Source organism: Arthrobacter sp. GAS37 (genome assembly GCF_044908325.1).
Taxonomy (GTDB): domain Bacteria; phylum Actinomycetota; class Actinomycetes; order Actinomycetales; family Micrococcaceae; genus Arthrobacter; species Arthrobacter ramosus.
This window is the reverse complement of record NZ_JBIYDB010000014.1, coordinates 30,435-53,091: the sequence shown is the minus strand read 5'-3', so window position 1 is coordinate 53,091 and position 22,657 is coordinate 30,435. Positions and strand designations below refer to the sequence as shown.

At 62.9% G+C, this 22,657-nt stretch carries 17 protein-coding genes; 12 read left to right on the top strand and 5 right to left on the bottom strand.

Annotated elements, in window-relative coordinates; genetic code table 11:
• Positions 1–109: 109 nt before the first annotated feature.
• The 5 genes from ABH924_RS13090 to ABH924_RS13070 all read left to right on the top strand — a co-directional run bounded on the left by ABH924_RS13090 (position 110) and on the right by ABH924_RS13070 (position 9,397).
• The gene (locus ABH924_RS13090) at positions 110–2,896 is read left to right on the top strand and encodes a LuxR C-terminal-related transcriptional regulator (RefSeq protein WP_404499397.1); all 2,787 of its coding nucleotides are present in this window, start codon (positions 110–112) and stop codon (positions 2,894–2,896) included.
• Positions 2,893–5,574: a LuxR family transcriptional regulator gene (locus ABH924_RS13085; RefSeq protein WP_234750858.1), complete on the top strand. Its 2,682-nt coding sequence runs from the start codon at positions 2,893–2,895 to the stop codon at positions 5,572–5,574. The genes ABH924_RS13090 and ABH924_RS13085 overlap by 4 nt, the downstream gene beginning before the upstream one ends.
• 494 nt (positions 5,575–6,068) lie before the next feature.
• On the top strand, positions 6,069–7,451 hold the full coding sequence (locus ABH924_RS13080; RefSeq protein WP_404499395.1) for a nucleotide sugar dehydrogenase: 1,383 nt from the start codon (positions 6,069–6,071) through the stop codon (positions 7,449–7,451).
• 31 nt (positions 7,452–7,482) lie between these two features.
• Positions 7,483–8,487 carry a dTDP-glucose 4,6-dehydratase gene (locus ABH924_RS13075; RefSeq protein ID WP_404499393.1) on the top strand — a complete coding sequence of 335 codons (1,005 nt, stop codon included), beginning with the start codon at positions 7,483–7,485 and terminating at the stop codon, positions 8,485–8,487.
• A gap of 289 nt (positions 8,488–8,776) precedes the next feature.
• Positions 8,777–9,397, top strand: a complete 621-nt coding sequence (locus ABH924_RS13070) for a hypothetical protein (RefSeq protein WP_234750855.1) — start codon at positions 8,777–8,779, stop codon at positions 9,395–9,397.
• Between the two features lie 189 nt (positions 9,398–9,586).
• Here ABH924_RS13070 and ABH924_RS13065 read toward each other — a convergent pair whose 3' ends face one another.
• Positions 9,587–10,750 carry a chitinase gene (locus ABH924_RS13065; RefSeq protein ID WP_404499391.1) on the bottom strand — a complete coding sequence of 388 codons (1,164 nt, stop codon included), beginning with the start codon at positions 10,748–10,750 and terminating at the stop codon, positions 9,587–9,589.
• 491 nt (positions 10,751–11,241) lie between these two features.
• Complete coding sequence (locus tag ABH924_RS13060; protein ID WP_404499471.1) at positions 11,242–11,550, bottom strand: hypothetical protein; 309 nt, start codon at positions 11,548–11,550, stop codon at positions 11,242–11,244.
• Here ABH924_RS13060 and ABH924_RS13055 point away from each other — a divergent pair.
• Both ABH924_RS13055 and ABH924_RS13050 read left to right on the top strand, forming a co-directional pair.
• Complete coding sequence (locus tag ABH924_RS13055; protein WP_404499461.1) at positions 11,498–12,679, top strand: polysaccharide deacetylase family protein; 1,182 nt, start codon at positions 11,498–11,500, stop codon at positions 12,677–12,679. The genes ABH924_RS13060 and ABH924_RS13055 overlap by 53 nt on opposite strands.
• Positions 12,676–14,055, top strand: coding sequence for a glycosyltransferase family 2 protein (locus ABH924_RS13050; protein WP_404499389.1), 1,380 nt, complete (start codon positions 12,676–12,678; stop codon positions 14,053–14,055). The genes ABH924_RS13055 and ABH924_RS13050 overlap by 4 nt, the downstream gene beginning before the upstream one ends.
• Positions 14,056–14,183: 128 nt before the next feature.
• Here ABH924_RS13050 and ABH924_RS13045 read toward each other — a convergent pair whose 3' ends face one another.
• A complete protein-coding gene (locus tag ABH924_RS13045; protein ID WP_234750852.1) occupies positions 14,184–14,921 on the bottom strand; it encodes a hypothetical protein in 738 nt (245 codons plus the stop codon).
• Between the two features lie 28 nt (positions 14,922–14,949).
• Here ABH924_RS13045 and ABH924_RS13040 point away from each other — a divergent pair, with 28 nt between their 5' ends.
• From ABH924_RS13040 to ABH924_RS13020, 5 genes are all read left to right on the top strand, one after another.
• Positions 14,950–15,159, top strand: coding sequence for a hypothetical protein (locus ABH924_RS13040; RefSeq protein WP_234750851.1), 210 nt, complete (start codon positions 14,950–14,952; stop codon positions 15,157–15,159).
• A 539-nt stretch (positions 15,160–15,698) separates the two neighbouring features.
• Positions 15,699–18,353 carry a LuxR C-terminal-related transcriptional regulator gene (locus tag ABH924_RS13035; RefSeq protein WP_404499387.1) on the top strand — a complete coding sequence of 885 codons (2,655 nt, stop codon included), beginning with the start codon at positions 15,699–15,701 and terminating at the stop codon, positions 18,351–18,353.
• Between the two features lie 122 nt (positions 18,354–18,475).
• Positions 18,476–19,810, top strand: a complete 1,335-nt coding sequence (locus ABH924_RS13030; RefSeq protein ID WP_404499385.1) for an aminotransferase class V-fold PLP-dependent enzyme — start codon at positions 18,476–18,478, stop codon at positions 19,808–19,810.
• Complete coding sequence (sufU, locus tag ABH924_RS13025) at positions 19,807–20,349, top strand: Fe-S cluster assembly sulfur transfer protein SufU (protein ID WP_404499383.1); 543 nt, start codon at positions 19,807–19,809, stop codon at positions 20,347–20,349. Before ABH924_RS13030 ends, sufU begins: the two co-directional genes overlap by 4 nt.
• Positions 20,350–20,417: 68 nt before the next feature.
• Positions 20,418–20,555 carry a hypothetical protein gene (locus ABH924_RS13020; protein WP_404499381.1) on the top strand — a complete coding sequence of 46 codons (138 nt, stop codon included), beginning with the start codon at positions 20,418–20,420 and terminating at the stop codon, positions 20,553–20,555.
• 389 nt (positions 20,556–20,944) lie between these two features.
• Here the strand turns inward: ABH924_RS13020 and nhaA are convergent, their stop codons facing one another.
• Together nhaA and ABH924_RS13010 are read right to left on the bottom strand one after the other, a co-directional pair.
• A complete protein-coding gene (gene nhaA / locus ABH924_RS13015; RefSeq protein ID WP_404499379.1) occupies positions 20,945–22,252 on the bottom strand; it encodes a Na+/H+ antiporter NhaA in 1,308 nt (435 codons plus the stop codon).
• A gap of 183 nt (positions 22,253–22,435) precedes the next feature.
• The gene (locus tag ABH924_RS13010; RefSeq protein ID WP_234750845.1) at positions 22,436–22,657 is read right to left on the bottom strand and encodes an SCO4848 family membrane protein; all 222 of its coding nucleotides are present in this window, start codon (positions 22,655–22,657) and stop codon (positions 22,436–22,438) included.

Below are 22,657 nucleotides of genomic sequence, written 5' to 3'. Positions count from 1 at the left end.
CATACGAGTATCCGGCAGTATGAAAGTCGAGTACTCACTACTGGTGTGGGCCTGACGGCCAGCTGGTTAATTGGGGGGTGTCACCACTCGATCACTGGGGGTCTCGCTCATGTTGACAGCAGGCAGTGCATCTACGGTCCATGCCGTTCGGTCCGGGACCGGGTCCCGGTACCAGGCATTCGACGCATCTTCAGCTCCGTCCTCGCCTGATGGAACCGAAGGCAAATCGGTAATTTCGATGGCCTGGCCGCCGATTGGACCTAGAGCCGCTGTCGAGGACATCGCCCTTGCGCTGGCAGCTTCCAAAGGTGGCGTCCTTGTTACGGGGCCGTCGGGGAGCGGCAAGAGCTACTTGACTACTCGCGCCGTGAACGAACTACGCGGACGCTCGTTCGTCGTCGTCATCCGCGGCAGCGCAGCGTTGGCGAGATCACCGTACGGCGCCCTCAATATCCTTTTGAGCGATCTTGATCCGGGATACCTGGCCCATCCCGTCCTGGTGTTGTCGGCGCTCACCAATTTGCTCCGTGAGCGCTCCGAGGGAAAGCCGGTGTACCTGGTCATTGAAAACGCGGCCGAGCTTGATGAGTTGGCGGCGATGACAGTGGCCCAACTCGCGAGGAACGGCACCGCGCAGCTTGTCCTCACCTGTACCGACCCGCAGCGGCTCTGCGGCGAAATCACGAGGCTTTGCGGCGATGGGTTCTTGCACCGGATAGACCTCAAACCACTGACTTTCCAGGAATCGCACGCCTGGCTCGAGGCCGGGCTGGGAGCACAGGTCTCTCCGTCCGGCGCCCATGCCCTGTGGACAGCCAGCGGGGGCAACCCCCACTACCTCAAGATGCTCGCGGCGGAGCTCGCCGAATCGGGTTCGCTCCTGAAAAGCGACGGCGTCTGGGTCCTGACATCCCGGAGCGAACAGCACGGCAGGGCAATCACCGATCTCATCACCACGCGGCTTGGGCGAATGGGTGACGGTGAGCGCAAAGTCCTGGAGATCCTTTCACTGGCCAGGGCCGTGCCCCTGGAATCCCTGTTGGCGCTCGCATCGGCGGACGATGTGGACTCCCTTGAAAAAAGGAGCGTCCTCGTCGTCGACGATTCGCTGCCCAGGATGGCTCGGCTCCAAAGCCAGCTTGTGGGTGACGTGGTCCGGGCGAACGTTCCCCCTGGCCGCAGCAACGAACTCCGGGGCCTGCTCCTTAAGTCGAGGGATCCGGCCCTTGGCCAACGCTCGATGTTGCTATCCATGGCCGCCTGGGCATTGGACTGCGGAGCCAAGCTGGGAAGGGAAGAAGCGCTTGAAGCTGCCGCGATGGCGAACCGGCAACTTGATGCGCGGCTGGCCCTGCGCTTGGTCCGGTCCATCCCGGGCCACTCCACGGTGCCCGGGGCAGTAGCCGAGGAAGCCCGTGCGATGATGACACTGGGTGACGTCGCCGGGGCCCGGGACCTGCTGAGTCTTCACTTGGATGAACCCGGGGATGAAGCCAACCTTGCCGAATGGGTCCGGCTCAAGCTGGCCGAGGCCGCGGTCCTTCTGGCTCTTCCCGAAACCACGGCCCAAGCTTGCGAAACGCTGGCACACGTCCGTCGGCGGCTCGAAGACGAAACGATCATCGCAGGCGAAGGGCAGGACATCGCCACGCTGCGGGAGGAACTTGTCCTGGCCGAATCGCAGGCAGCCAGCTATTCGGGTTCCTACGCTGAGATGGCAGCAAGACTGGAAGAGGTCCTTCAAGACTTTGAATCGCACGGCACCGAGTTCCGCCTCCTGGCCGGAAGCTGGCTGTGCGAGGCATGGGCACTGACGGGACGGCAATCCGAGGCGGCGGACATGGCGGAACAGCTGACGGCTGACTGCCATGATCCCGCTGTTTCGGTCGCCGCAGCCCGACGCGCCACATCGCGGTTGCGGTTCGCCTTCGTACTTGCCGGACGGTGGGACAAGGAGGGGGAGATGGTCCAACCCGGCGATGACCTCTTGGTCTCCGCGGCCGAGGCACTGCCTACAGCGATCGATCTTCCCAAAGCGATCTTCCGGTGCCTCCAGGGACGCGGCCAGGACGGTTTGGAATCGCTCATTCCGGTGATAAGCCAGTTGCGGGTCCAGGACAACGAAGGCATGCTGGATGTCGCCTGCACGGCAGCGGCCTACGCCTCCGCCTTGCAAGGTGAGCATGAGCAGGCCCTGCGCTACCTGAAGGAAGCTTCCACCCAGCTGCGCCGGCCGACGTGGCGGAAGGAGCGGACGAAGAGGTACCTCGCCGCGTTGGCCCGGGATCGAGTCAACGGCCCGGAGGCCGCCGTCGAGGAGCTCCTCCGCTTGGCCGACGCCGACCGGGACGAGGGTGCCCCCGGTCACGAGATCTTTTGCCTCAGTTCAGCCGTTCGGCTTGGCGCTGTGGCAGCCGCTCCACGGCTGTTGGACTCGGCCGTCCGCGGCCAGGGACGATTCGCCGAACTGTGCGTTGCGTACGCACGGGCGACGATGTCCGGAAGCGCGGAGCTTCTTCTTGAGGCAGCACGGTTGGCCGAAGACATGCAGAACGACAGGTTCGCCTTCGATATTGCCGAGACCGTCTTGCACATGGACCAGGTTCAGTTGGACAAGACGGCACTCAGGAAGGCGCGGCAGCTCGCGGAGACGTGCCGGCAGCGCTTGCGCACCCCGCAAAGCGGCAACCAAGAGGGATTGAAGCTGACGGCCCGCGAGATGGAGATCGCCAGGCTGGCGGCGAACCGGGAGAGCAACAAAGGTATCGCCGCGAAGCTCCATGTTTCAGTACGCACGGTGGAGGGGCACCTCTACCAGATCTTCGGCAAGCTGAAAATCGTGGAACGCTCCGAGCTGAGCTTTGCTCTTGGCAACGTCGAAGGTGGTGCGAAATGACTGAGGTGGTTGCGGCCGATGCGCTCGTCGGACGATTCAACGTGATGGCAGCCGTCGTCGACTGCCTTCTCGATGTGAATGGCCCCGGGGTCCTGCTTTTCGGCGACGCAGGCATCGGCAAGACGGCACTGATTAACGAAGTGGTCCATGAACTGGGGCAACGTGTCCGCCCCTTCAGGGTCTTTGCCGGTCCCACCCTGGCCTCGGTACCGTTTGCCGCCTTGGCGCCACTGCTGACAGCCTTGACCCCAAGCCAGATCAATGAACCGTTGTCGGTCCTGAGGGCCGTAGTAGCGGCGCTGAACCCGGCAGGCCAGCCGCATCCGGCACCAGCCGTCCTGATCGTCGAGGACGCACATCACATCGATGACAGCAGCGTGGCTGTCCTGGCCCAGTTGGCGGCGGCGGAAGCCGCCAAAGTCGTGTTCTTGTGCCGTCCGTATCCCGCGCCGCCAGCAGAGGTTTTCTCGATGTGGTCCGAGGGGCTCGTGGACCGATTCGACTTGCAGCCGCTCAACGAGCAGGAAGTCAACCAACTTTGCGCCCAGGCCTTGGATGCTCCCGTCGTCCAGGGCACCAGCGCCGTCCTCTGCAAGTACTCCGGCGGAAACCCGATGTTCCTGCTGGAACTCATCGAGCACGCCAAGTCCTTGGGCCAGTTGGTCTGCCGCAACGACGCCTGGATGCTTTCGGGCGAGCTTCGGGGCACCAGCGTACGTTTGATGGACCTTGTCCGGAACCAGATCCTGATGCTGGGCGCCGCGCAGCGCGAAACCCTGGAGACCGTCGCACTGGCGGAGCCTGTCCCGCTGAACGTAGTGCAACAGGCGAGCGACTCCAGCGCCGTGGACGAACTGCAGGAGCTGCATTTCATCGAGATCGCGTCCGACCCCGCCCGGCATGTCCGGCTGGCCCAGCCGCTGGTTGGCGAAGTGATCCGCCAGCTGGTCCCGACCGCCCACAGCATGACCATCCGGCGGCGCATCGTGAACCTCATGGAGTCCAAGCCGCAGACCATGGACGGACTGCTGCGCTACGTCTCCTGGGGATTGGAGTCGGGCACCGAGGTTCCGGACTCCGAGATCCTGGAAGCGGCCCAGCTGGCCAACCGGTTGTTCATCCCCAGCTACGTGGAACGCGTAGCCGGAGCGATCAAGGATCCGTCCCTGAGACTGGCAGCCCAGGTGGAAGTGGCGCGGGCCAAATGGTACCGGGGCGACATCAGGGGATCGGTGTCCTCGCTTGCCGGGGTCGTGGATCGGACAAATGATCCGCGGACGGTCCGGCAGGCATCTATGCTTGCGGCCCAGCTTGCCGGGCGGCAAGGCGTCGGGCCGAACGCCATCAAACAGGCAGCGTACGAATGGGAGGCGGCCCTGGCCAGGCTCGCCGAATCCCGTCAGGGTATCGACCCTGATGAGCTGGAACGCGGGAAGCTGGGGAGCAGGCTCCTTTCGCTGGAAGGCCTCCAAACCGAAGGCCACTACATCGAGACTGAGCGAGAACTCCGTCAAATCTGGAAAGAAGCGGACGACGACGAGTCCCGTCTGGTGGCGGGCACCCTCCTCGCAGAGGCCATGGCGGTCGCGGGACGGCCGGTTTCCGCCATCCAGATTCTGATGGAGATACAGGATATGGTCGCCACGAGCGGCGACTGGAGCCTCCAGTACGCAGGAATGGTGATGCGCCGCTACATCCTGGCCTTGCAACAGGCAGGCGAGTTCGGCGTTCTTGAAACGTTCCTCAAGAACCATGTTTCCCAAGCACCGAACTCCCTGATCTATTCAGGCGGGATGCTCCACTTGGCCGCCGGAATGGTGGACCTGCGCCGGGGAGACCTGGGGGTGGCGCTGCCACGGCTCCGCCAGGCGGTCAGCATGCTGCGGGTCTCCGACATGGGAAGCGACCTGCCCGACGCCGTTGCTGCCGCCGCGTACGCGGCGTCGATCCTGAAACGCCGGGAAACTGCGATGACCTACTCAAGCGAATACGACGCATTGATCCGGGAAGGTGTGCATCCGTCGCTGCTGGCACAAGGTCATGCGGCCGTGGCGCGGGCCGAGCATACCGGAACGCAAACGGCGATCTCGAGACTCATGTCCCTTGCGGATTCCGCGGCCGCGGACGGAGCGATCGGCGCTGAGATCGACATCCTGATGTTGGTCCTGAGACTGGGAGACCCCGGTGTGGCGCGTCGGCTGATAGCGGTGGCCGAGGGCAGCGAAGGCCGCACTGCGGAGTTCGCCTTGAGCGTCGGGCTTGCCCTTGCGCACAAGGACGCGGATCGCCTCATTGAGCTGAGTGATTCGGCAGCCAGGGACGGACTGGAGCTTGCCGCAGCGGACTGCGCCAGCCACGCCCTACGGATCCTGGAAAGCAGGGGGGACAAGGCGCGCCAGCTCGAGGGACAACGACTCCTCAAGCGCCGCACAGCTGCTCTCGACAAGGCCGGCCCGGCCGTTGAAGGGGGCTCCCCGGATCTCCAGAAGCTGACCCGGCGCGAACAGGAAATCGCAACGCTCGTGCAATCGGGATCGAGCAATAAGGACATTGCGCTTAGCTTGGGCCTGTCATTGCGCACCGTTGAAGGTCACTTGTACCGAATGTTTGCCAAGCTTGGCATCAGCCACCGGGAAGACTTGATGAACGGTGCCCACGGCACGCAGGGCGTGGGCTAGCCGCCCGCGCGACTCATAGGCCCCCTGCGATGGGGTGACCGCTTCCCGGAAGCCGCCTTCCGCCGTCGTGCGCTCAAATAAGAGGCACGCAAAGGGCGCGAGGCCTAAAAGCGAGTACTGAATCGAGTGGTTAAAAGCGCTCGGACGGGTAGTCAATGGCCCCGGAACGGACCGCGCATCCAAAGACGGGTAGAGCCCACTCGCGCCCGCCCTAGGGGTTCGTTAATACGCTTTTCCTGATGGCAACCGCCACTCATTTGGGGATAAGTGGGTCTCAAGATGAAACGCAGGAAGAATTCTTTGCTACAGGAAAACCACCCGGTGATCCAGCGAGAAGTCAACTCCAATGCAACCGGTCTCCCGCATTCGGCGGGTACCCCCACAATCGAGCCGGCGGCGGGCGGTCATGTGCCCTCTGAGACCAGGGCACGTCCCGTTTCGTCGCCGGCTTTCTTTCACACTGGAGACAACAGGCACCGGGAGGTCGACTGACCATGGCACCGAACACGAAGGTAAAAACCCTTAAGGCAGAGCCCAGCGGGAGCTCGCAGTCCTTGCACACGCAGGCACCAGCTTGGCCGGAGGGCGCGGGAACACGGACAACCACACAGGACCAGGCTTTTACTTTCGACGTGGCGATCGTAGGCATGGGCTATGTCGGCCTGCCCACGGCCCTGGCCATCAACGCCTCGGGTCGGCGTGTTCTCGGCCTTGACGTGTCCGACGCCCGCCTGGCCGTGATCCGGGAGCAACGGGCAGATCTTCTGGACTCCGACAGGGAGCGGCTCAGCAACGCGCTGCTGGACCCGACCTTCATGCTGAGCAGCGATTTGTCGTTGCTTGCCCGCGCGGCGGCAGTGGTTGTGTGCGTTCCCACCCCCGTAGACGAGTACTTGGTCCCGGACCTCTCGATTCTCCGGGCGGCCTGTGCCTCGGTGGTGGATTTCGCCACCACTGGCCAGTTGCTGATGCTGACCTCTACGACCTACGTCGGATCCACGCGCGACCTTCTGGCTTTGCCCTTGGCTGCCAGGGGACTCATTCCAGGCCATGACGTGTTCGTGGCCTTCTCGCCCGAGCGCATCAACCCCGGCGTGGATTCGTTCTCACACGAAGACGTCCCCCGGGTAGTTGGCGGAGTGACCCCGGCCTGCGGCGAAGTTGCCGAACGGCTGCTGAGCGCCAGCACCAAGCTGGTACACGTGGTGCCATCGGCGGATGTCGCCGAAATGACCAAGCTGGTGGAGAACACTTTCAGGGCCGTCAATATCGCCTTGGCTAACGAATTCGCTGATATCTGCCACGAACTCAACATGGAAGTCATGGACGTCATCAATGCGGCCTCCACGAAGCCGTATGGCTTCATGGCCTTCACCCCCGGTCCCGGAGTCGGCGGACACTGCATACCGTGCGACCCCCACTACTTGCTGTGGCAATTGCGCAAGGCCCGCTTGACGGCCCCGGTGATCGAGCAAGCGATGGCCGGGATTGCAGGCAGGCCGCACCAGGTGGTGGAGAAGGCCCGGCGTATCCTGTCGGACCGCAACCACGGTGTTGCCGGTGCCCGGGTCATGGTGCTCGGGGTCGCGTACAAGCCCGACGTCGAAGATCTCCGGGAATCCCCGGCGTTGGAAATCATTGCCGCCTTGATCGCCGACGGGGCGGAAGTGGCATTCTCCGATCCTTGGTGCCAGACGGCTCCCGACGGTCACGGCGGGACACTCCAATCCGAGCAATCGCCTGCTGACTGGGGTGCGGATCTGGTGATCCTGCACACGAGGCACAGCCAGATGGAACTTGACTGGCTGGCCGAAGCACCAGCAGTCCTCGACACGACGTACCGCTTGCCCAAGGCCGACAACGTAACGCGCCTCTAGATCCACCAGGTTTTCGACGGAAGCAGGAGTAATGAAGACAGCAATAACCGGCGGTGCCGGGTTCATAGGAAGCCACCTTGTTGAGTACTTGTTGGCGGCCGGGGACGAAGTCGCCGTGCTGGACAACTTGTCGACCGGACGCTTGGAGAATCTCAAAGGCGTTATCGGCCACAGGAACTTCCACTTCGTCGAGGGCACCATTCTCGACCGTGACGCAGTGGACAAGGTGGTGGAGGGTGCCGACAGGGTCTTCCATCTGGCCGCCGCGGTTGGCGTGAATCTGATTGTCGACCACCCGTTGGAGAGCCTCCGCACGAATATCCATGGCACCGAAGTGGTCCTGGACTCGGTCCTGGAATCAGGGGCCTCGCTGTTGCTGGCATCCACAAGCGAGATCTACGGCAAGAACACCTCGGACAGCCTCTCGGAGGAAGCGGACCGCATCCTGGGATCCGCGCTGAAATCCCGGTGGACCTACGCTGCGGCCAAGGGTATTGACGAGGCATTTGCCCATGCATACTGGCGCCAATTCGGGTTGCCGGTTGCCATCGTGCGGCTCTTCAACACGGTCGGTCCGCGGCAGACGGGCCGCTATGGAATGGTTGTTCCGCGACTCGTGCGGCAGGCGCTCGTCGGTGAGCCCCTGACCGTATACGGAGACGGCCACCAGACCAGGTGCTTCTCCTACGTCGGCGACATCGTTCCCGCCATCGTCCGCATTTCCGAGGAACCGCTTGCCTACGGAAATGCGTACAACCTCGGCGGCAGCTACGAGATTTCCATCCTGACGTTGGCCGAAAGGATTGTTGAACTCCTTGGGAGCGGCAGCGCCGTCACCTTGGTGCCTTATGAGCAGGCGTACTCGGAAGGCTACGAGGACATGCGCCGGCGGGTTCCGGACAACAGCAAGTCCTTTGGGCTTGTTGGCTTCGAGCCGAAGACCACCCTGGATGAAATCATCCTCAACGTCGCGGCCGACTACAAGCCGGCAAAAGTCCTGGATCCCGCAGGTTGGAAGATCACCCTCGCGTCGTGAACGAAGGGACGGGATAACCTACAGCGTAAGGACAGGCGGCTGGGAGAGTGGAGTATGCGCTAACCGGTCGCCTGCCCTTGTCCAAGGAAAGATCCGACGAACCCTTTTCCAGGAGCACGATGTGAATCGCTCAGCATCCGGACCGAGGCATCATAGCCGGGGCGGGGTGGCTGCACTTGCGGTCTTGACCCTGCTGACGGCAGCGTGCGGTGGACCGAGCCCGAGTCCGAGTCCGAGTCCGACCCAATCAGCCACGACAGCAGGCCGATATCCCTGGCACACCGGGATCGTGTCCACGACCTTTTGGGTTGGCGAGATCTTTGACCCCAACGCCGCAGATGGCAGCCAAGTGATGTCCACCTACGACTCCCAATGGATGCAGAGCTACGGAGGCTGTGACGGCGTCGTGACGAACGGCTGCAAGACCGAGGCGAGAACGCAGGCCAAAGGCTTCGCGCCGACCAGCATGACTCCAAAGGAGAACCCGTTCTACCTCGATCTTCCTTACGATGACATCAACGATCCCACCGCCTTTGCGGAACGGGCGAGTGTCATCCCGTGGGCCAACGATCCGGGTTTCGCAGGCAATGCCCAGAACCGTTCCTTCAGTTACATGAAGAACCAATGGGTCAGGATTCGGATGGGCAACCGCGAATGCTACGGACAGATTGAAGATGCCGGTCCGGGCCAATATCACGACAAGGACTACGTTTTCGGCTCCAACGATGCCCGTCCAGCCAACAAGAAGTTCAACGGAGCCGGAATGGACGTCTCGCCCGCCCTCAACGGGTGCCTTGGTTTCTCCGAGCTTGATGGCGAGTCGGACAAAGTCGACTGGCAGTTCGTGCCACGGGACCAGGTTCCCGCGGGACCGTGGCTGAAAGTCGTCACGGTCAGCCAAGTGAAGTAGCGCCGGCCGCCGGGGCCGTCCAAGCAATCCGGTACGGGCAGTCCCTCGAAAACTGGAGGTATCCATGCAGTGGCTTAAGAAGCTGTTTCGGCACGGCAACGGGAGGCACCTCGCCCGCCCGGCCGAAGCCAAGAACCAGAACAGGGCGGAACGTCCAAGCCAGGCATGATCCTCTGTTAATCGGCGGGGTCAAGGCAGTTTGGCGTGGAATCCTGCACTCAACAAATCGGAGAAGCGCTGGGTTCCTTGATCGATCCCGCTGCACACATGGCTGGCCGGATCCTCCGGAGTGTCCTGCGGGCACGACATGTCGCGGTTCAAGGACCACATGGACACTCGTTGAACCCCCTTGCTGATGGCGAAGGAGTTCAACCCCCGAGCCGCATCAAGGTCAAATATCTCGCCCGGGAGGTCGTTCCGGCCGATCATGGGGGTCAACCCCAGCTTCCTCCAGATCTGCTCGCTGTTGAGGGTCATTCCTGCACGCTGATAGATGATGCTGAGCTGGTCGTGGGTGGACTGGGCCGCTGAGGTTCCGGCATCGAGCATGCTTTGCGATTGACTACGGCTTGAACCGTAGTTCATGGTCATGATGTTGACCCCCGCCAACTGGACACCGGCGGCGAGCATCTGGTCAACAGCGGAGGTTCCGGCGTCGGTCAGTCCTTGCGGGGTCACCGGAAGGGTCAGCCAGATTGAGAGGGCATGCCCTTCCTTGCTCCGCTCCTTCTGGAGGGAAGCGATAGCTGCGGCGCGGCGCTGCCAGGCTGCGCCGTCCGCCAGGTTGTCGCCTTCGATATCAAAGTCGATGGTTGCGGGGTTGTAGCGCTCAAGGACGGCCCGGTAGGCCCTTTCCAGATCGGCTGCATTCTGGCAGGAGTTGGCGAGCTCACTGTTCACTGAGCCGCCGAAAGACACAGCGATCGCGCCGCCGTTCGACCGCAGCTTGGCGATGCGTTCCTCGAGCTTGAGCGAATTTTTCGCGGCATCAAGGCTGTAGGTGCTGCCCCAACTGGGTGTGCAGGGCTGTCCCGCCATTGCCACTACGAACGCCAGCGTGACGTTCTTGGTGCCCTCGCCCATCGGTGTTTCGAAAGGGTACTGAGGGACCACGGTGACGTCGACATAGCCTGAAAACCACGGTGGTTCGAGAGAACCGTTTGCGTCCGAAGTCAACCGCCACACGAGCAAGCCTCCGATGCCCACCACCACCAGGGCTGCGGCGATGCAAGCCTGGGCGAGGGCTGACAGCCGGCGGCGAGGTCCATTGGCGGGGGAGGGCGAGCGGCGGATGTCGCCCGCACTGCCTTCCTCAGGCGCAACGGAAGTGCCGCTTCCCTGTTTCCTGGACACTCTCTTCCGCCATCCTTAAACTCCGACTGCCCTGATTGCACCATTTGACCACGAACAGATCGGATTCGCCCCCGGACCGCGCCCCGGGGTTTGATCCCGGTGTTTTCGCGTGCAGCGCACGAGTAGTGGCGATGTCCGGACCTCAAGGTTGAGTGTAAAGACGGGTAGAGCCTACTCGTGTCCGTCGTCGCCCCAATTCATACGCTGATGGTGTCAGTTGGTGGAGGGCAACGGGGGAAAGACAGGTCTCACAATGGAAACGGACGCTCTGGTCCGAGCGGCAACAGGACGCGGCGGATTTATCCGAGAAGGCGTTTACCTGGAGTTCGAGCCTGCTCTTGGGGGATTCAGCACGGTCCCTCCCATAGACCCTGCGCCAATTGACGGTGCTGCCGAACGGCAGCACGCCCTCATAGAGAGGGCCCCTGAGCGGGGGCCGGTGGTGAATAAGCCTTTGAGACCGAGGCTTCCCCCAGTCGCCACCGGCCCCTTCAGGAACCATGGCAGCGCGGGTTGGCGATGAGTCCCCGGGGGAAGGGCATCGCATCCGGCCCGATCCGCACTTCGAGGAAGCGGGCAGGTCTATGGGCTGCCTCGTGGGTTTCGGTGCTGCTCCTGCTGACGGGCGCCACCTCGCTGATCAACGGGAGCCAGGCTCCCTTCGGGTCAGGGAACGCCAAACCCACACCTTCTGCCGCCCCGCTCTCATCCGTCAGCTTGACGTTTGATGCGGGCCGGTCAAGCCAGATGGAGGCGGCCCGGATCTTGAAGGACCACGGCCTCCGGGGCACCTTTTTCATCGATTCGGGCTTTGTTGGCGCACCTGAATACATGACAACGGACAATCTCCACAGCCTGGCCGCGGACCAGAATGAAATCGGTGGCCATACGGTAACCCTTGCCGATGTGACTTCGGTAGAGCCGGACGAAGCGTCGAGGCAGATCTGCAACGATCGGGTGAACCTCACGGACTGGGGTTTTAAGATCACCTCCTTTGCCTATCCGTTTGCGGCTTCAACGCCGAAGTCGGAAGAGCTGGTCGCTGGATGCGGCTACAACAGCGCGCGAGGCCTCGGCGCGATAACCACCCCCATTGACTGCGCGGGCTGCGCGGCAGCGGAAACTGTCCGCCCCGCCGACCTGTTCCGGACGCGGGCAACATCAGAGGTCGGCGGCAAGTGGACGTTGGCCGATCTTGAGGCGACGGTAGCCCAGGCCGAAAAGGCCGGGGGCTGGTTGCAGCTGACCTTCTACGACATCGACAACAGCGGAAGTCCCCGCTCCATCAGCCCCGCGTTGTTCGAACAGTTCGCCACCTGGCTGGCGGCCAGAACCCAACAAGGGACCATGGCCGTGCGCACGGTACATGACGTGATCGGCGGCGTGGCAAAACCCGTGGTGAACGGTCCCGTGGCCGCGCCGGCAGCGCCAGGAAAGAACGCCCTTCGGAATCCGGGGCTGGAAACCGCTGGAAAGTATGGCTTACCGCAATGCTGGCAGGTGGCGTCCTACGGCACGAATACCGCAGTCCTGAGCACCTTGACCCCGGGACACACTGGTGCGGTGGCTCGTCGCCTGGACGTGACCGAATACTCGTCCGGTGATGCCAAACTGCTTCCCGTCCTCGATCTGGGAGCATGCGCTCCGAGCGTGAGTACCGGCCACAGCTATTCGCTCAGGGCGTGGTACCAGTCCACCGCCAAGACGCAGTTCGAAGTGTATTACCGCAACAAGCTGGGTACGTGGACCTACTGGACGGCCAGTCCGTGGTTCGCGGCCAACACCAGTTACGAGCAGGCGATCTGGGATACGCCGCCCGTTCCGGCAGGAGCCGAGGCCATCAGCTTTGGAATGAACCTCTTCAGCGATGGCCAGCTTGCTACCGATGATTACGAAATGTACGACACAGTGGGAGCTCCGTCGCCGTGATAGTTCTTTCGATCTTCTTGGTTCTGGGGGTAAGCACGATCTTTTGGTCCATTGCCGGGCTGGTCCGCCTGGCGGGTGAGGAGTCGTGGCGGGTCCACGGGTTGTCCACCCGGATCCGCGGGTGGATCGCCCTGCTGCACGGCGGCAAGGTACCGATCCCTCGGAGTCAACGGGCCCGCCATCGTTCGAAGGGAGTGCGGATCGACCCGGCGAATGTCGCGGTCCTCGTGGCCGCCCACAACGAGGCCCTGGTCATCAGGGAGACGATCCTCGCCGCGTCCGCTTTGGTCCCTCGACGCAACATCCACGTCGTTTCGGACATGTCCACGGATGACACCGCTGCTATTGCGCGGGCTGCCGGGGTGAAGGTCCTTGACCTTGAACCGAACCGTGGCAAGGCAGGCGCGCTCGCGGCTGGCATCGCCCATTTCGATCTGTGCAAGCGGTTCAAAGTGGTCATGCTCCTCGACGCAGACACTCGCCCGACGCCGGATTACCTCGAAACGGGGCTGCCGCTGTTTGACGATCCCGCCGTGGTCGCCGTCGCAGGACGCGCCAAGTCGATCATGAGCCCGGCACCTCCGACGGCGATCGGCCGCTTCCTGGTGGCCTACCGGGAGCGCTTGTACATTGTGGTCCAACTGCTGCTCAAGTACGGCCAGGCAGCGCAGGGCGCCAATGTCGTCTCCATCGTGCCTGGATTTGCCAGCATGTACAGAACCAGCGCCCTCGAAAAAATAGAGGTCTTGGCGCCCGGACTGGTGATCGAAGACTTCAACATGACGTTTGAAATCCATGCAAAGAAACTGGGACGGATCGCATTCCATCCCTCCGCCGCTGTTGCGTACACCCAGGATCCGGACAACCTGAAGGACTATATCAAGCAAGTGCGGCGGTGGATTCTTGGTTTCTGGCAGACCGTCAGGCGGCACGGCCTGCAGTTCAGCAGATTCTGGTTTGTCCTGGGGTTGTACATTGTTGAACTCGTAGCCAGCTGCCTTTTCTTCGTGCTTCTGGTGCCCGCATTCCTGCTATCGTCCCTCGCTGCGGTCGAGGTGTGGATTCTTGGGAATCGATCGGAGGTTTTCATCTTTCTGTCGGGCGTCCTGCGGCCTCAGGACGTTCTCATTGGAGTCTTCCTGCCGGACCTCTTCTTGACAGTCCTTGCCGCTGTTTCGATGCGCAGCCCGCGCCTTCTGTTGATGGCTCCCTTCTTTCCGCTGATGCGGATCCTGGACGCGGTCATCTGCCTCCAGGTCTTGCCCAGGGCGTACTCGGCGAATTCGTCGGGAGTTTGGGTCAGCCCGGTCCGGAGGATCCAACGCCAACCTCAGGAAATCGCGACGCCGGGGCCTTCCGTCGTGCGGACCGGCTAGGGCGCAGTCGCTGGCCGAGTGAGCGGACACGCGGACGCCCACGCCAGGCAGCCATTGCGGCTGTGTGGCATGGGCGTCCGACACTCCCGGAGTGCGTAGGGTCCTGCTGACCCGTGGGTCCGGGGATATTAGTTGGTGACTCCCGAAGTGGTGACAACGTTGAGCCACGGACCGGCCGGCACGCTGGCGCGGTCAACGAAACGCCACGATACGTGGTCATTGTCGCCGTTCAGCTCAGCGAAGCCCAGGCAGCCGTTCAGGGCAGGGGACACGTCCATGCCTGCACCCTGGCTCGGGTCGCCGGAGAAGGACTTGTTGGCCGGACGGGCGTTGTTCGCGCCGAAGACGTAGGCGGAATCGTGGTAGAGCGAACCGCTGGAGGGGCCGGCATCTTCAACTTGTCCGTAGCAAACGCCGCCATTGGGGCCGGTGATCTGGACCCATGCGTTCTTCATGTAGCTGTAGCTCGAGTCCGCGCAGTGGTTGACGCCTGTTTTGGCGTTGTCCGCAGCGGCCCACGGAATCACCTTGCAACGCTCGGCGAAAGCGACGCTGTCATTGACGTCGTCGTAAGGCAGATCCAAGTAGAACGGGTTCTGCAAAGGCTTGGGCTGGTGCAGCGGGAAGTACCCATTGCTGGCTACGCGCTGTTCCGTGGCGCACTGGAAGCTCGTGCCGGTGCCGGAACTGACTCCGTCACAACCGCCGTAAGTGCTGCCCGGGCAACCGCTCGCGCTGGACGGAGTGGCTCCCATGTTGACGCCAGTGTGCTGCAAAGCCCACTGGCCGTTGTAGGTGGAGCAGACCTGGGAGCCGTCCGAGAGGCTGGCGTTGAAGATCTCGCCCACCCAGAAGGTGGTGCTCACGATGTTGGTGTGCAGGGGGTATGTTCCCGTGACAGGCAGGGGCGCTGCCGTTGGTGCGGGCGCTCCGGCGGCTGTTGCTGCTGGAGCGGGCGCGGCTGGAGCCGGCGTGCTCGACGGCGCCGCAGCCGGAACATTGCTGGGCGTCGACGTCGGCGCCGGCGTGGCGGTCCGCGTTGGCGCGGTTGAAGCGGAAGGCGATGAGCTCGGCCGCGAATATGAACTGCGGTCGCCGGCCTGATAGGAGGATTTGTGTGATGACTGGACAGCGGAGATGGTGGCGAACCCGCCGAAGGCAAGGAGCGCCACGGCGACGAGTGCTGTGAACAGGTGTTTCATATTTTGGGTGACATATCTGTTGGGGACATAGACATACGAGACCTGGGCAATGGATAAGGCGAGCTGCAGCCGAACACGCCGCAGCGTCGTACACGGCCAAATGGTGTGTCACGACAGAGTTGTTACGAAAATCGGCTGTGCTTCAACTCCCCAGAAGTAGCCAGCCGGAACTTACTCTTGCGGCACCAGCTTACACAGTCAGATCACAGAGTGGTAACAGAGGGTGCAAATCCGGCGGGAAAACCGGGCTGGAAGCGACGCCGTGGCACCTCGCAGGGAGGCTCCGTGGAGCGGGGATGTTTCGTGCAAGTAGCCCCCAAAAACCAAGTAGTTACCACTCAATCCAGGACTGAAACCCGAAGGTAACGTTTGGAAATGACACCGGTCCGTGCCACAGCCGTCAGGAACGTGTGTCCGGCGGCCCGAAGATGAGACAGGACCATGGACGATACCGAAGGGACCCACACCTCGCCCCCGATTATCCGGGCAGCGGAGCTCCAGGAGATTGCTATTGCCTTGTCAGTGCCGGAACCGGCCGGGATAGTCATCTCGGGGCCGGGGGGCTCCGGAATGACCACCCTCCTGGACGCAGCGGCTTCAGTGCTGAGCGGTTCCTTCAGCGTGATCGCCCACAACGTCTCGGAGTCATTCGCGGACATTCCGTTTGGAATCGCCATGGCACTTGTTCCGGACCTGCCGGCCAGGGCCAAGGTGTGGCCCGGTTCCATCGTGGCGGCTTGCCGCACGGCAGTGCGTGCCGCAGCGACATCCGGATCCGCGGCCTTGCTGGTGCTGGACAACATAGATTTCCTGGATGACATGTCTCTTTGGCTCCTGAGCCAGCTGCTTGTTGAGCCGGACATCCGCCTGATTGCAACCCACCGCTCCGACCGTCCCTTGAGAATGGAACTCATGGAATCCGTGGTTTCGCGGCAGCTGTCCGTTGTGACACTGGACGATCTCACTCAGGAGCAGCTCCGCGAATTCCTCGATGATCGCCTCGGCGGACGCGCTGCCCGCAGCCTGGTCCGGGACGTCCATGCCCTCACGGGAGGAAACCTGCAGACCGCGAGGTTGCTGCTGGACGAAGCCGCGGCGCGTGGCGAGATCGTGGAGCAGGCTGATTCCTGGATGTTGTCCGGACCGATCCGCTTGGACGGTTCGCAAGCGCTCGAGCTGACCCGCCACCGGCTTGAGGGCTACTCCGTGCCGCAACGGCAGGTCGTGGACCTTCTGGCAGTGGGGGAGCCGATACCGCTCGCCGTCCTTGAACAACTTGGCCAAAAGCGGCCGATCGAAGCGCTGCGGGCCGACGGAACGATCCGAGTCCTGAAAGACGGCCAGGAGACGGCAACGCTCAGCCACGCCATCGAAGCGAGGCTGGCCCGGCAGCAGCTCGGACCTGAACGGATCCTCGAACTTCGACGGAGCATCTACGCGACGTCCTCACCCGTTGCTGATGACTCGCTCTGGACGCTGTTCCGTCGCGTGGACCTTGAACAGGCAAGCGGGTTGCCGGTGCCCGAAGCCGATCTTTTGGCCGTGGCCATTGCCGCCAACGACGTTCACGACAATCGGAGGGCCCGGCGGGCTGCGGAAGCGGTGCGGGCGCCGGAACTCGGACTGGTTGCCGGTGTGGAATTGGCAAGGGCGCTCTACCAGACAAGGGATTTCCCCGGGGCTGTGACGGTCCTGAAGGGTTTGGTGGCAAACACCCCCGACGTCCTGACTGTGGACTTCGCCCACGCGGTATGGCTTCTGCTGCATGCGCTTTTGCCGACATCGCCCGGAGCCAATGTGCTGCAGGCGGTTCTCCAGGATGCCCGACGGCGGCTGGAGACTGCCGCCGTCGGCATTCAGCCGGGAGACCCAGCCCATCTTGACGAGTCTGCCGTCCGGGACGAACTGGATGTTCTCCAGCTGTATCTGGAAGCCCAGAACGGTAGCTGGCCTTCTGCCAACAGTGAGCTCTTCCAAAGGCTTTGCCATAGCCAATTGGTCGATCCTGGATTGCGTACGGAGCGCCATCCACCACCGCCCACCCAAGCCAGCGTGCTGTTGATGGCGCTCGTCTCCCAAGGGCTGGCCGTCAGCGGACGGTTCGCGGACGCCGTCGCCCTGTCGACCCTGGCCCTCGAAGCCGTGGGGCGGCTGCCACGGTGCCCCGTGGACTTCCACTCCACTGTGTTGACCATCCACGGGTCCAATCTGATCTGGCGAGGGCAATGGGGTGGCCCCGAAATGTTCTGCGCCGGCAGTTCAAGCTTCAGCAACCGGATGAGCTATTTCGGCGGGTCTGCGCATCTTTACAGGGCACTCGTACTTGCCAGGCAAGGGAGCCTGGAGCTGGCGTGTGAACAATTCCGCCAGGCCAAGGCCCGGCTGGATGAAGCCGATCCTGAGGGACTCCTGCCACCGGCCCTCGGCGGACTTGCCGCGGCTGCGTGGTTGCTGGGCGATGTCAACCAGGTGCGTCGCGCCTTGACGGCCTACGATTCGCGGGCCAGCGGAGGGAATTATCTTGCCTCGCAGCTCGCCGAAAGCTATTCGTCCGCCGCCCGGTCAGTGCTGATTGGCGCTGAACACTCGCACCGGAAACTGCTGCAACTTGCCGGTTCTGCCGCCAAGAAGGGACACCGGGCGCTCGAAATGTTGAATCTCGGCCTCGCGGCCCGTACTGGCAGCCGAGGGGACCGGCAGCTGGGGGCCGGAGTGTCCGAGCTGGTGTGGAGTGTCGAGTCCGGCGTGCCGTCGGGACAGGAAGCAGGACAGGAAATGGGAACAGGACAGCTAAGCAAAGGTGAACCTCAGCAAGCGTCAGACCAGGAGGAGGCGTTCGTTTTTGACGAGCCCCACCCGACCAGTCCGGAGGCAGGGTCCTCGGTCCTTCCCGGCGTCGTCAAGCTTTCCCAGCGTGAACGCGAAGTGACTGCCTTGGTGGCATCCGGGCTGAGCAGCGCGGAGGTGGCTGCCCGGCTGGGTATCGCCGTGAACACGGTCAACGCCCACCTGCAGCGGGTTTACGGCAAGCTCGGAGTGTCGCGCAGGCAGAAGCTTTCCGAACTGTGGGACGAGTTGGCGAAGCCGGAGGAGTAGGGCCAACGCTCCCCGGATGAAGGCAGTGAAGCCGATTGGTGGGACAATTACTAGGTGACGCCGCCACTCCAGGCGGTTAGCCGCTGGCGATTGCCACGTAGTCCTAACAAGGAGCACCGGTTTTGACAATGGTTTCCACCCCCGCACGGGGAGATGCCCAGGTTTCCGCACTCGATGACGATGAAGTCCGTCGCATCCGCAACGACTTCCCCGTTCTTGAGCAGGAAATCAATGGCAAACCGCTGGTCTACCTGGATTCGGGAGCTACCTCGCAGAACCCCCGGAGCGTGCTCGAGGCTGAGCAGGAATTCTATGAACAGCGGAACTCCGCCGTCCATCGCGGCGCGCACCACCTTGCTGTAGAGGCCACGGATGCCTTCGAAGAGGCGCGTGCCACCGTGGCACGTTTTGTGGGCGTGCAGGACGATGAGCTGATCTGGACTGCCAACGCCACCGCGGGGCTGAACCTCCTGGCCTATTCGTTTTCGAACGCCAGCGTAGGCCGGGCGGGTGGAGAAGCCGGGCGCTTTGCCCTCAAACCGGGCGACGAAGTGCTTGTCACCGAAATGGAACACCACGCCAACCTGATCCCGTGGCAGGAACTGTGCAGGCGGACCGGAGCGAGCCTCGAGTACATTCCCCTCGACGACGCCGGTGCGCTGCGTCTCGAGGAAGCAGCACGCCTCATGAGCGCGCGCACCAAAATCCTGGCCTTCACCCACACTTCCAACGTGCTCGGCAATATCAACCCCGTGGACGTGTTGGTCGCAATGGCACGGGAAGTGGGCGCCCTGGTGGTCCTGGACGCCTGCCAGTCCGCACCGCACCTACCCTTGGACTTCAAGGCGCTGGACGTCGATTTCGCCGTATTCTCCGGCCACAAGATGCTTGGGCCCACGGGAATCGGCGCGGTCTATGGCCGCAGCGAACTGCTCAATTCCATGCCACCGTTCCTGACCGGCGGTTCCATGATCACGACGGTGACCATGGAAGAAGCCCAATACCTGCCTGCCCCCCAGCGTTTCGAGGCCGGAACCCAGCCTATTTCGCAGGCTGTGGCCCTCGCTGCCGCAGCAAACTACCTCAGCGAAACAGGAATGCACCGGATCGCTCTTCGTGAGGCGGAGCTCGGCCAAAGGCTTGTCACCGGCCTCAGCGCCATCGAGGGCGTGCGTGTGCTGGGCCCCGGGCCGGGGGAAGAACGGACCGGGCTTGCCGCGTTCGACGTCGCCGGAGTGCACGCGCACGACGTCGGGCAGTACCTCGACGACCTGGGCATCGCTGTCCGGGTGGGTCACCATTGTGCCCAGCCCTTGCACCGCAGGCTGGGGCTGAGCGCCTCCACGCGGGCCAGTACGTACCTGTACACCACATTCGAGGAAGTCGAGCTGCTGGTTGAGGCGGTTGCCCAGATCAGGCCCTACTTTGGCGTAACGGCTCCTGGAGCCACATCATGAGCGGCTTGGACTCCCTGTACCAGCAACTGATCCTGGAGCATTCCAAGGCCCGCAGCGGCGGAGACCTTGCCAAGCTTCCGGCCGCCGCAGCGGGTGCCCCCACCACGGGACAGAGCCGCACGGAACAGAGCTCCACAGAACAGAGCTCCACAGGTCAGAGCCACCAGCTCAATCCCATTTGCGGGGACGAAATCACCCTCCGGCTGAGTCTCGGCACCGCCGGAGACGGGCAGGCCGTCACGGAAATCCATTGGGACGGCGACGGCTGTGCCATTTCGATGGCGTCGGCGTCCATACTCAGTGAAATGGCACCGGGCATGTCCCCGGCGTCCCTTCGCCACATGATCGATCACTTCCGGGAATTGATGCGTTCGCGCGGCAAGCTGGAAGCGGATGAAGAACTGCTCCAAGACGCTGCCGCCTTGGCCGGGGTTGCCAAATATCCTGCCCGGGTAAAGTGCGCCATGCTCGCGTGGGTTGCTGCGGAGGACGCGCTGCGTCAGGCCGAGGCGAGCCAAGGGGTGTCCCAGGCTCTCTAAAGCGGGTGGGTCGAGGTCGAGTACCGTCCACTCTATTTCGGGCAGTGGTCCGGACTTAGCCTCGAAGCATGATTACCTTGGAGAGCAGGCGCGAATGGCGCCGGAGCCAGCATCGGGTCCGCCGGGCGGAATTCGTCGTTGTGGGATTGTTGCTCGCCCTCGTCGCCGCGACAATTCTTGCCGCCGTCGCAGGACTGATGCAGTAAGGGCCGAATGCTCCAACGCAGCTATGCTGCGGCATTCACGGCTGACTATTTATAGATTGGAAAACCGTACGGTACAAAAAAGCTCGGACCCGCAAAAACCGGTCCGAGCTTTTTTGTACCGTTGGCCTAGTCATCGCATCATTTGGGTACCGCTGCGATGAGCACCGAAATCGACATGATACCGAGAATTGCCCAAACATAGATCAATGACCAATTCTTCTTCTCTTGGGCTTTCCTGTGGGCCCCATGCCACACTCGTTCCATACTATTCGCGTCCATAGCAGCAAGTTATTCCTGCCGATACCGGCCAAACAGCGTGCCAACCACCCCAATTGAAAGCGGCATTACTCCAATTAAAATGCGGGCTACTCGTATGCGGCCCCGGCACTTCAGGCGCGGGTAAAAACGTCAGGCACGCCATCGCCGTCGTCGTCTCTTTGTTCCTCCCGCGCCACGCGGCGGTAGTGCCGGTTACGGGCTTTGAGCACGACGGCGGCAAGCACCGCTGCGGTGAGGGAACCGGCGAGGATGGCCACTTTCGCGCGGTCATCGTGCGGGGAACCGGTGCCGAAGCCCAGCTCGGCGATCAGGAGGGAGACGGTGAAACCGACGCCCGCCAGCATGGCCAGCCCGGCGACGTCGATCCATGCCAGGCCGTCATCCAGCCGCGCGCGGGTGGTCTTTGTGATAAGGAATGTGGTGCCGAAGACTCCCGCCGTCTTGCCCACCACGAGGGCCAGGACGATGCCAACCGCCACGGGATCGAGCAGGGCGGCTCCCAGTCCCTCGGCGCCGCCCAAAGCCACGCCGGCGGAGAAGAACGCGAAAACAGGCACCGCAAAGGCTGCGGAGAAGGGACGCAAGCGGTGTTCGAAGCTTTCGGCGAGCCCGGCCGCTGGCTCACCTTTTATGCCTGAGGCCACGACCGGCACGGCGAATCCGAGCAGGACCCCGGCGACGGTGGCGTGGATTCCCGAGGCATGGACAAAAGCCCATGTGGCGGCGGCCAGGGGGAGTAGGAGGTACCAGCTGCGGACCCGTTTCTGGACCAGAAGCGTAAAGAGGGCCAGCGGCACGGCGGCGGCCAGCAGCATGAAGGGCTCAATGCCGCTCGAGTAGAAGAACGCGATGATGCCGATGGCAATCAAGTCGTCCACCACTGCAAGCGTCAGCAGGAAGGTCCGCAACGCCGCAGGCAAATGCGTGTTGATGACCGCCAGGACCGCCAAAGCGAAGGCGATGTCAGTGGCGGTAGGGATGGCCCAACCCTTGAGTGTTTCCGCGCCCGGGCCGAGGTTGATGACCACGTAGATGAGCGCGGGAAGGACCACGCCGCCCACCGCTGCGGCCACCGGGACGATCGCTTTTGCGGGCTTCCGCAGTTCCCCGGCCACGAATTCCCGCTTGAGCTCGAGCCCCGCGATGAAGAAGAAAACGGCCAGAAGCCCGTCCGAGGCCCAGTGGCCCAAGCTCAATTCCAGATGCCAGGGAGCGTAGCCGATCTTAACTTCGCGCAGTGCGAAGTAGCCATTGGCAAGGGGTGAGTTTGCCCAGACGAGCGCGGCCACCGCGGCGGCGAGCAAAAGTGCGCCACCAACGGTTTCAGTGCGGAGAATAGCCAGGATCCGTTGGTACTCGGGGAAGCTGGAGCGGCTGAAAACCTTCGAAGGGGCAGCGGGGTGCGGGCGGTTCGCCATGTGGCTCCTTGGGGAGTATGGGGTCGACAAAACTGTTGCCGACCAGACTTCCCGGCGCACCTGTGTTCCATTTTAGCCGAAGGACCGCCCGCCCCGCCGAGACCCCCAACTGACTCGCATTTGTTGTCGTTATGAGGCGTCAAAACGACATTAACTGCGAGTCAGTTGGGCCCGGAAGGGGCGTTACGTGAGTAGCGCCGTGATCCCGATGACCGCCGTCGCGAGTCCGAGGACCATGGAGATGGTGACCAACACGACGTGGACCGTGAGGAACTTCGTGGCTTTCCCCTTGGCGTCGCGGGCGCGGGAGTCTGCCATGACGCGGCGCAGGAACTGCGGCCAAACGATCAGGGACCATGCTCCCGCGACGATCAGTACAATCGACAGCCCGGCTGCCAGCTTCAC

Excerpts from the sequence above, each read along its gene's own strand:
- ABH924_RS13020 (WP_404499381.1), top strand. The coding sequence starts at position 20,418 with ATGATTACCTTGGAGAGCAGGCGCGAATGGCGCCGGAGCCAGCATCGG.
- ABH924_RS13055 (WP_404499461.1), top strand. The coding sequence starts at position 11,498 with ATGGAGGCGGCCCGGATCTTGAAGGACCACGGCCTCCGGGGCACCTTT.
- ABH924_RS13075 (WP_404499393.1), top strand. The coding sequence starts at position 7,483 with ATGAAGACAGCAATAACCGGCGGTGCCGGGTTCATAGGAAGCCACCTT.
- sufU (WP_404499383.1), top strand. The coding sequence starts at position 19,807 with ATGAGCGGCTTGGACTCCCTGTACCAGCAACTGATCCTGGAGCATTCC.
- ABH924_RS13080 (WP_404499395.1), top strand. The coding sequence starts at position 6,069 with ATGGCACCGAACACGAAGGTAAAAACCCTTAAGGCAGAGCCCAGCGGG.
- ABH924_RS13090 (WP_404499397.1), top strand. The coding sequence starts at position 110 with ATGTTGACAGCAGGCAGTGCATCTACGGTCCATGCCGTTCGGTCCGGG.
- ABH924_RS13085 (WP_234750858.1), top strand. The coding sequence starts at position 2,893 with ATGACTGAGGTGGTTGCGGCCGATGCGCTCGTCGGACGATTCAACGTG.
- nhaA (WP_404499379.1), bottom strand. The coding sequence starts at position 22,252 with ATGGCGAACCGCCCGCACCCCGCTGCCCCTTCGAAGGTTTTCAGCCGC.
- ABH924_RS13060 (WP_404499471.1), bottom strand. The coding sequence starts at position 11,550 with ATGAAAAAGGTGCCCCGGAGGCCGTGGTCCTTCAAGATCCGGGCCGCC.
- ABH924_RS13035 (WP_404499387.1), top strand. The coding sequence starts at position 15,699 with ATGGACGATACCGAAGGGACCCACACCTCGCCCCCGATTATCCGGGCA.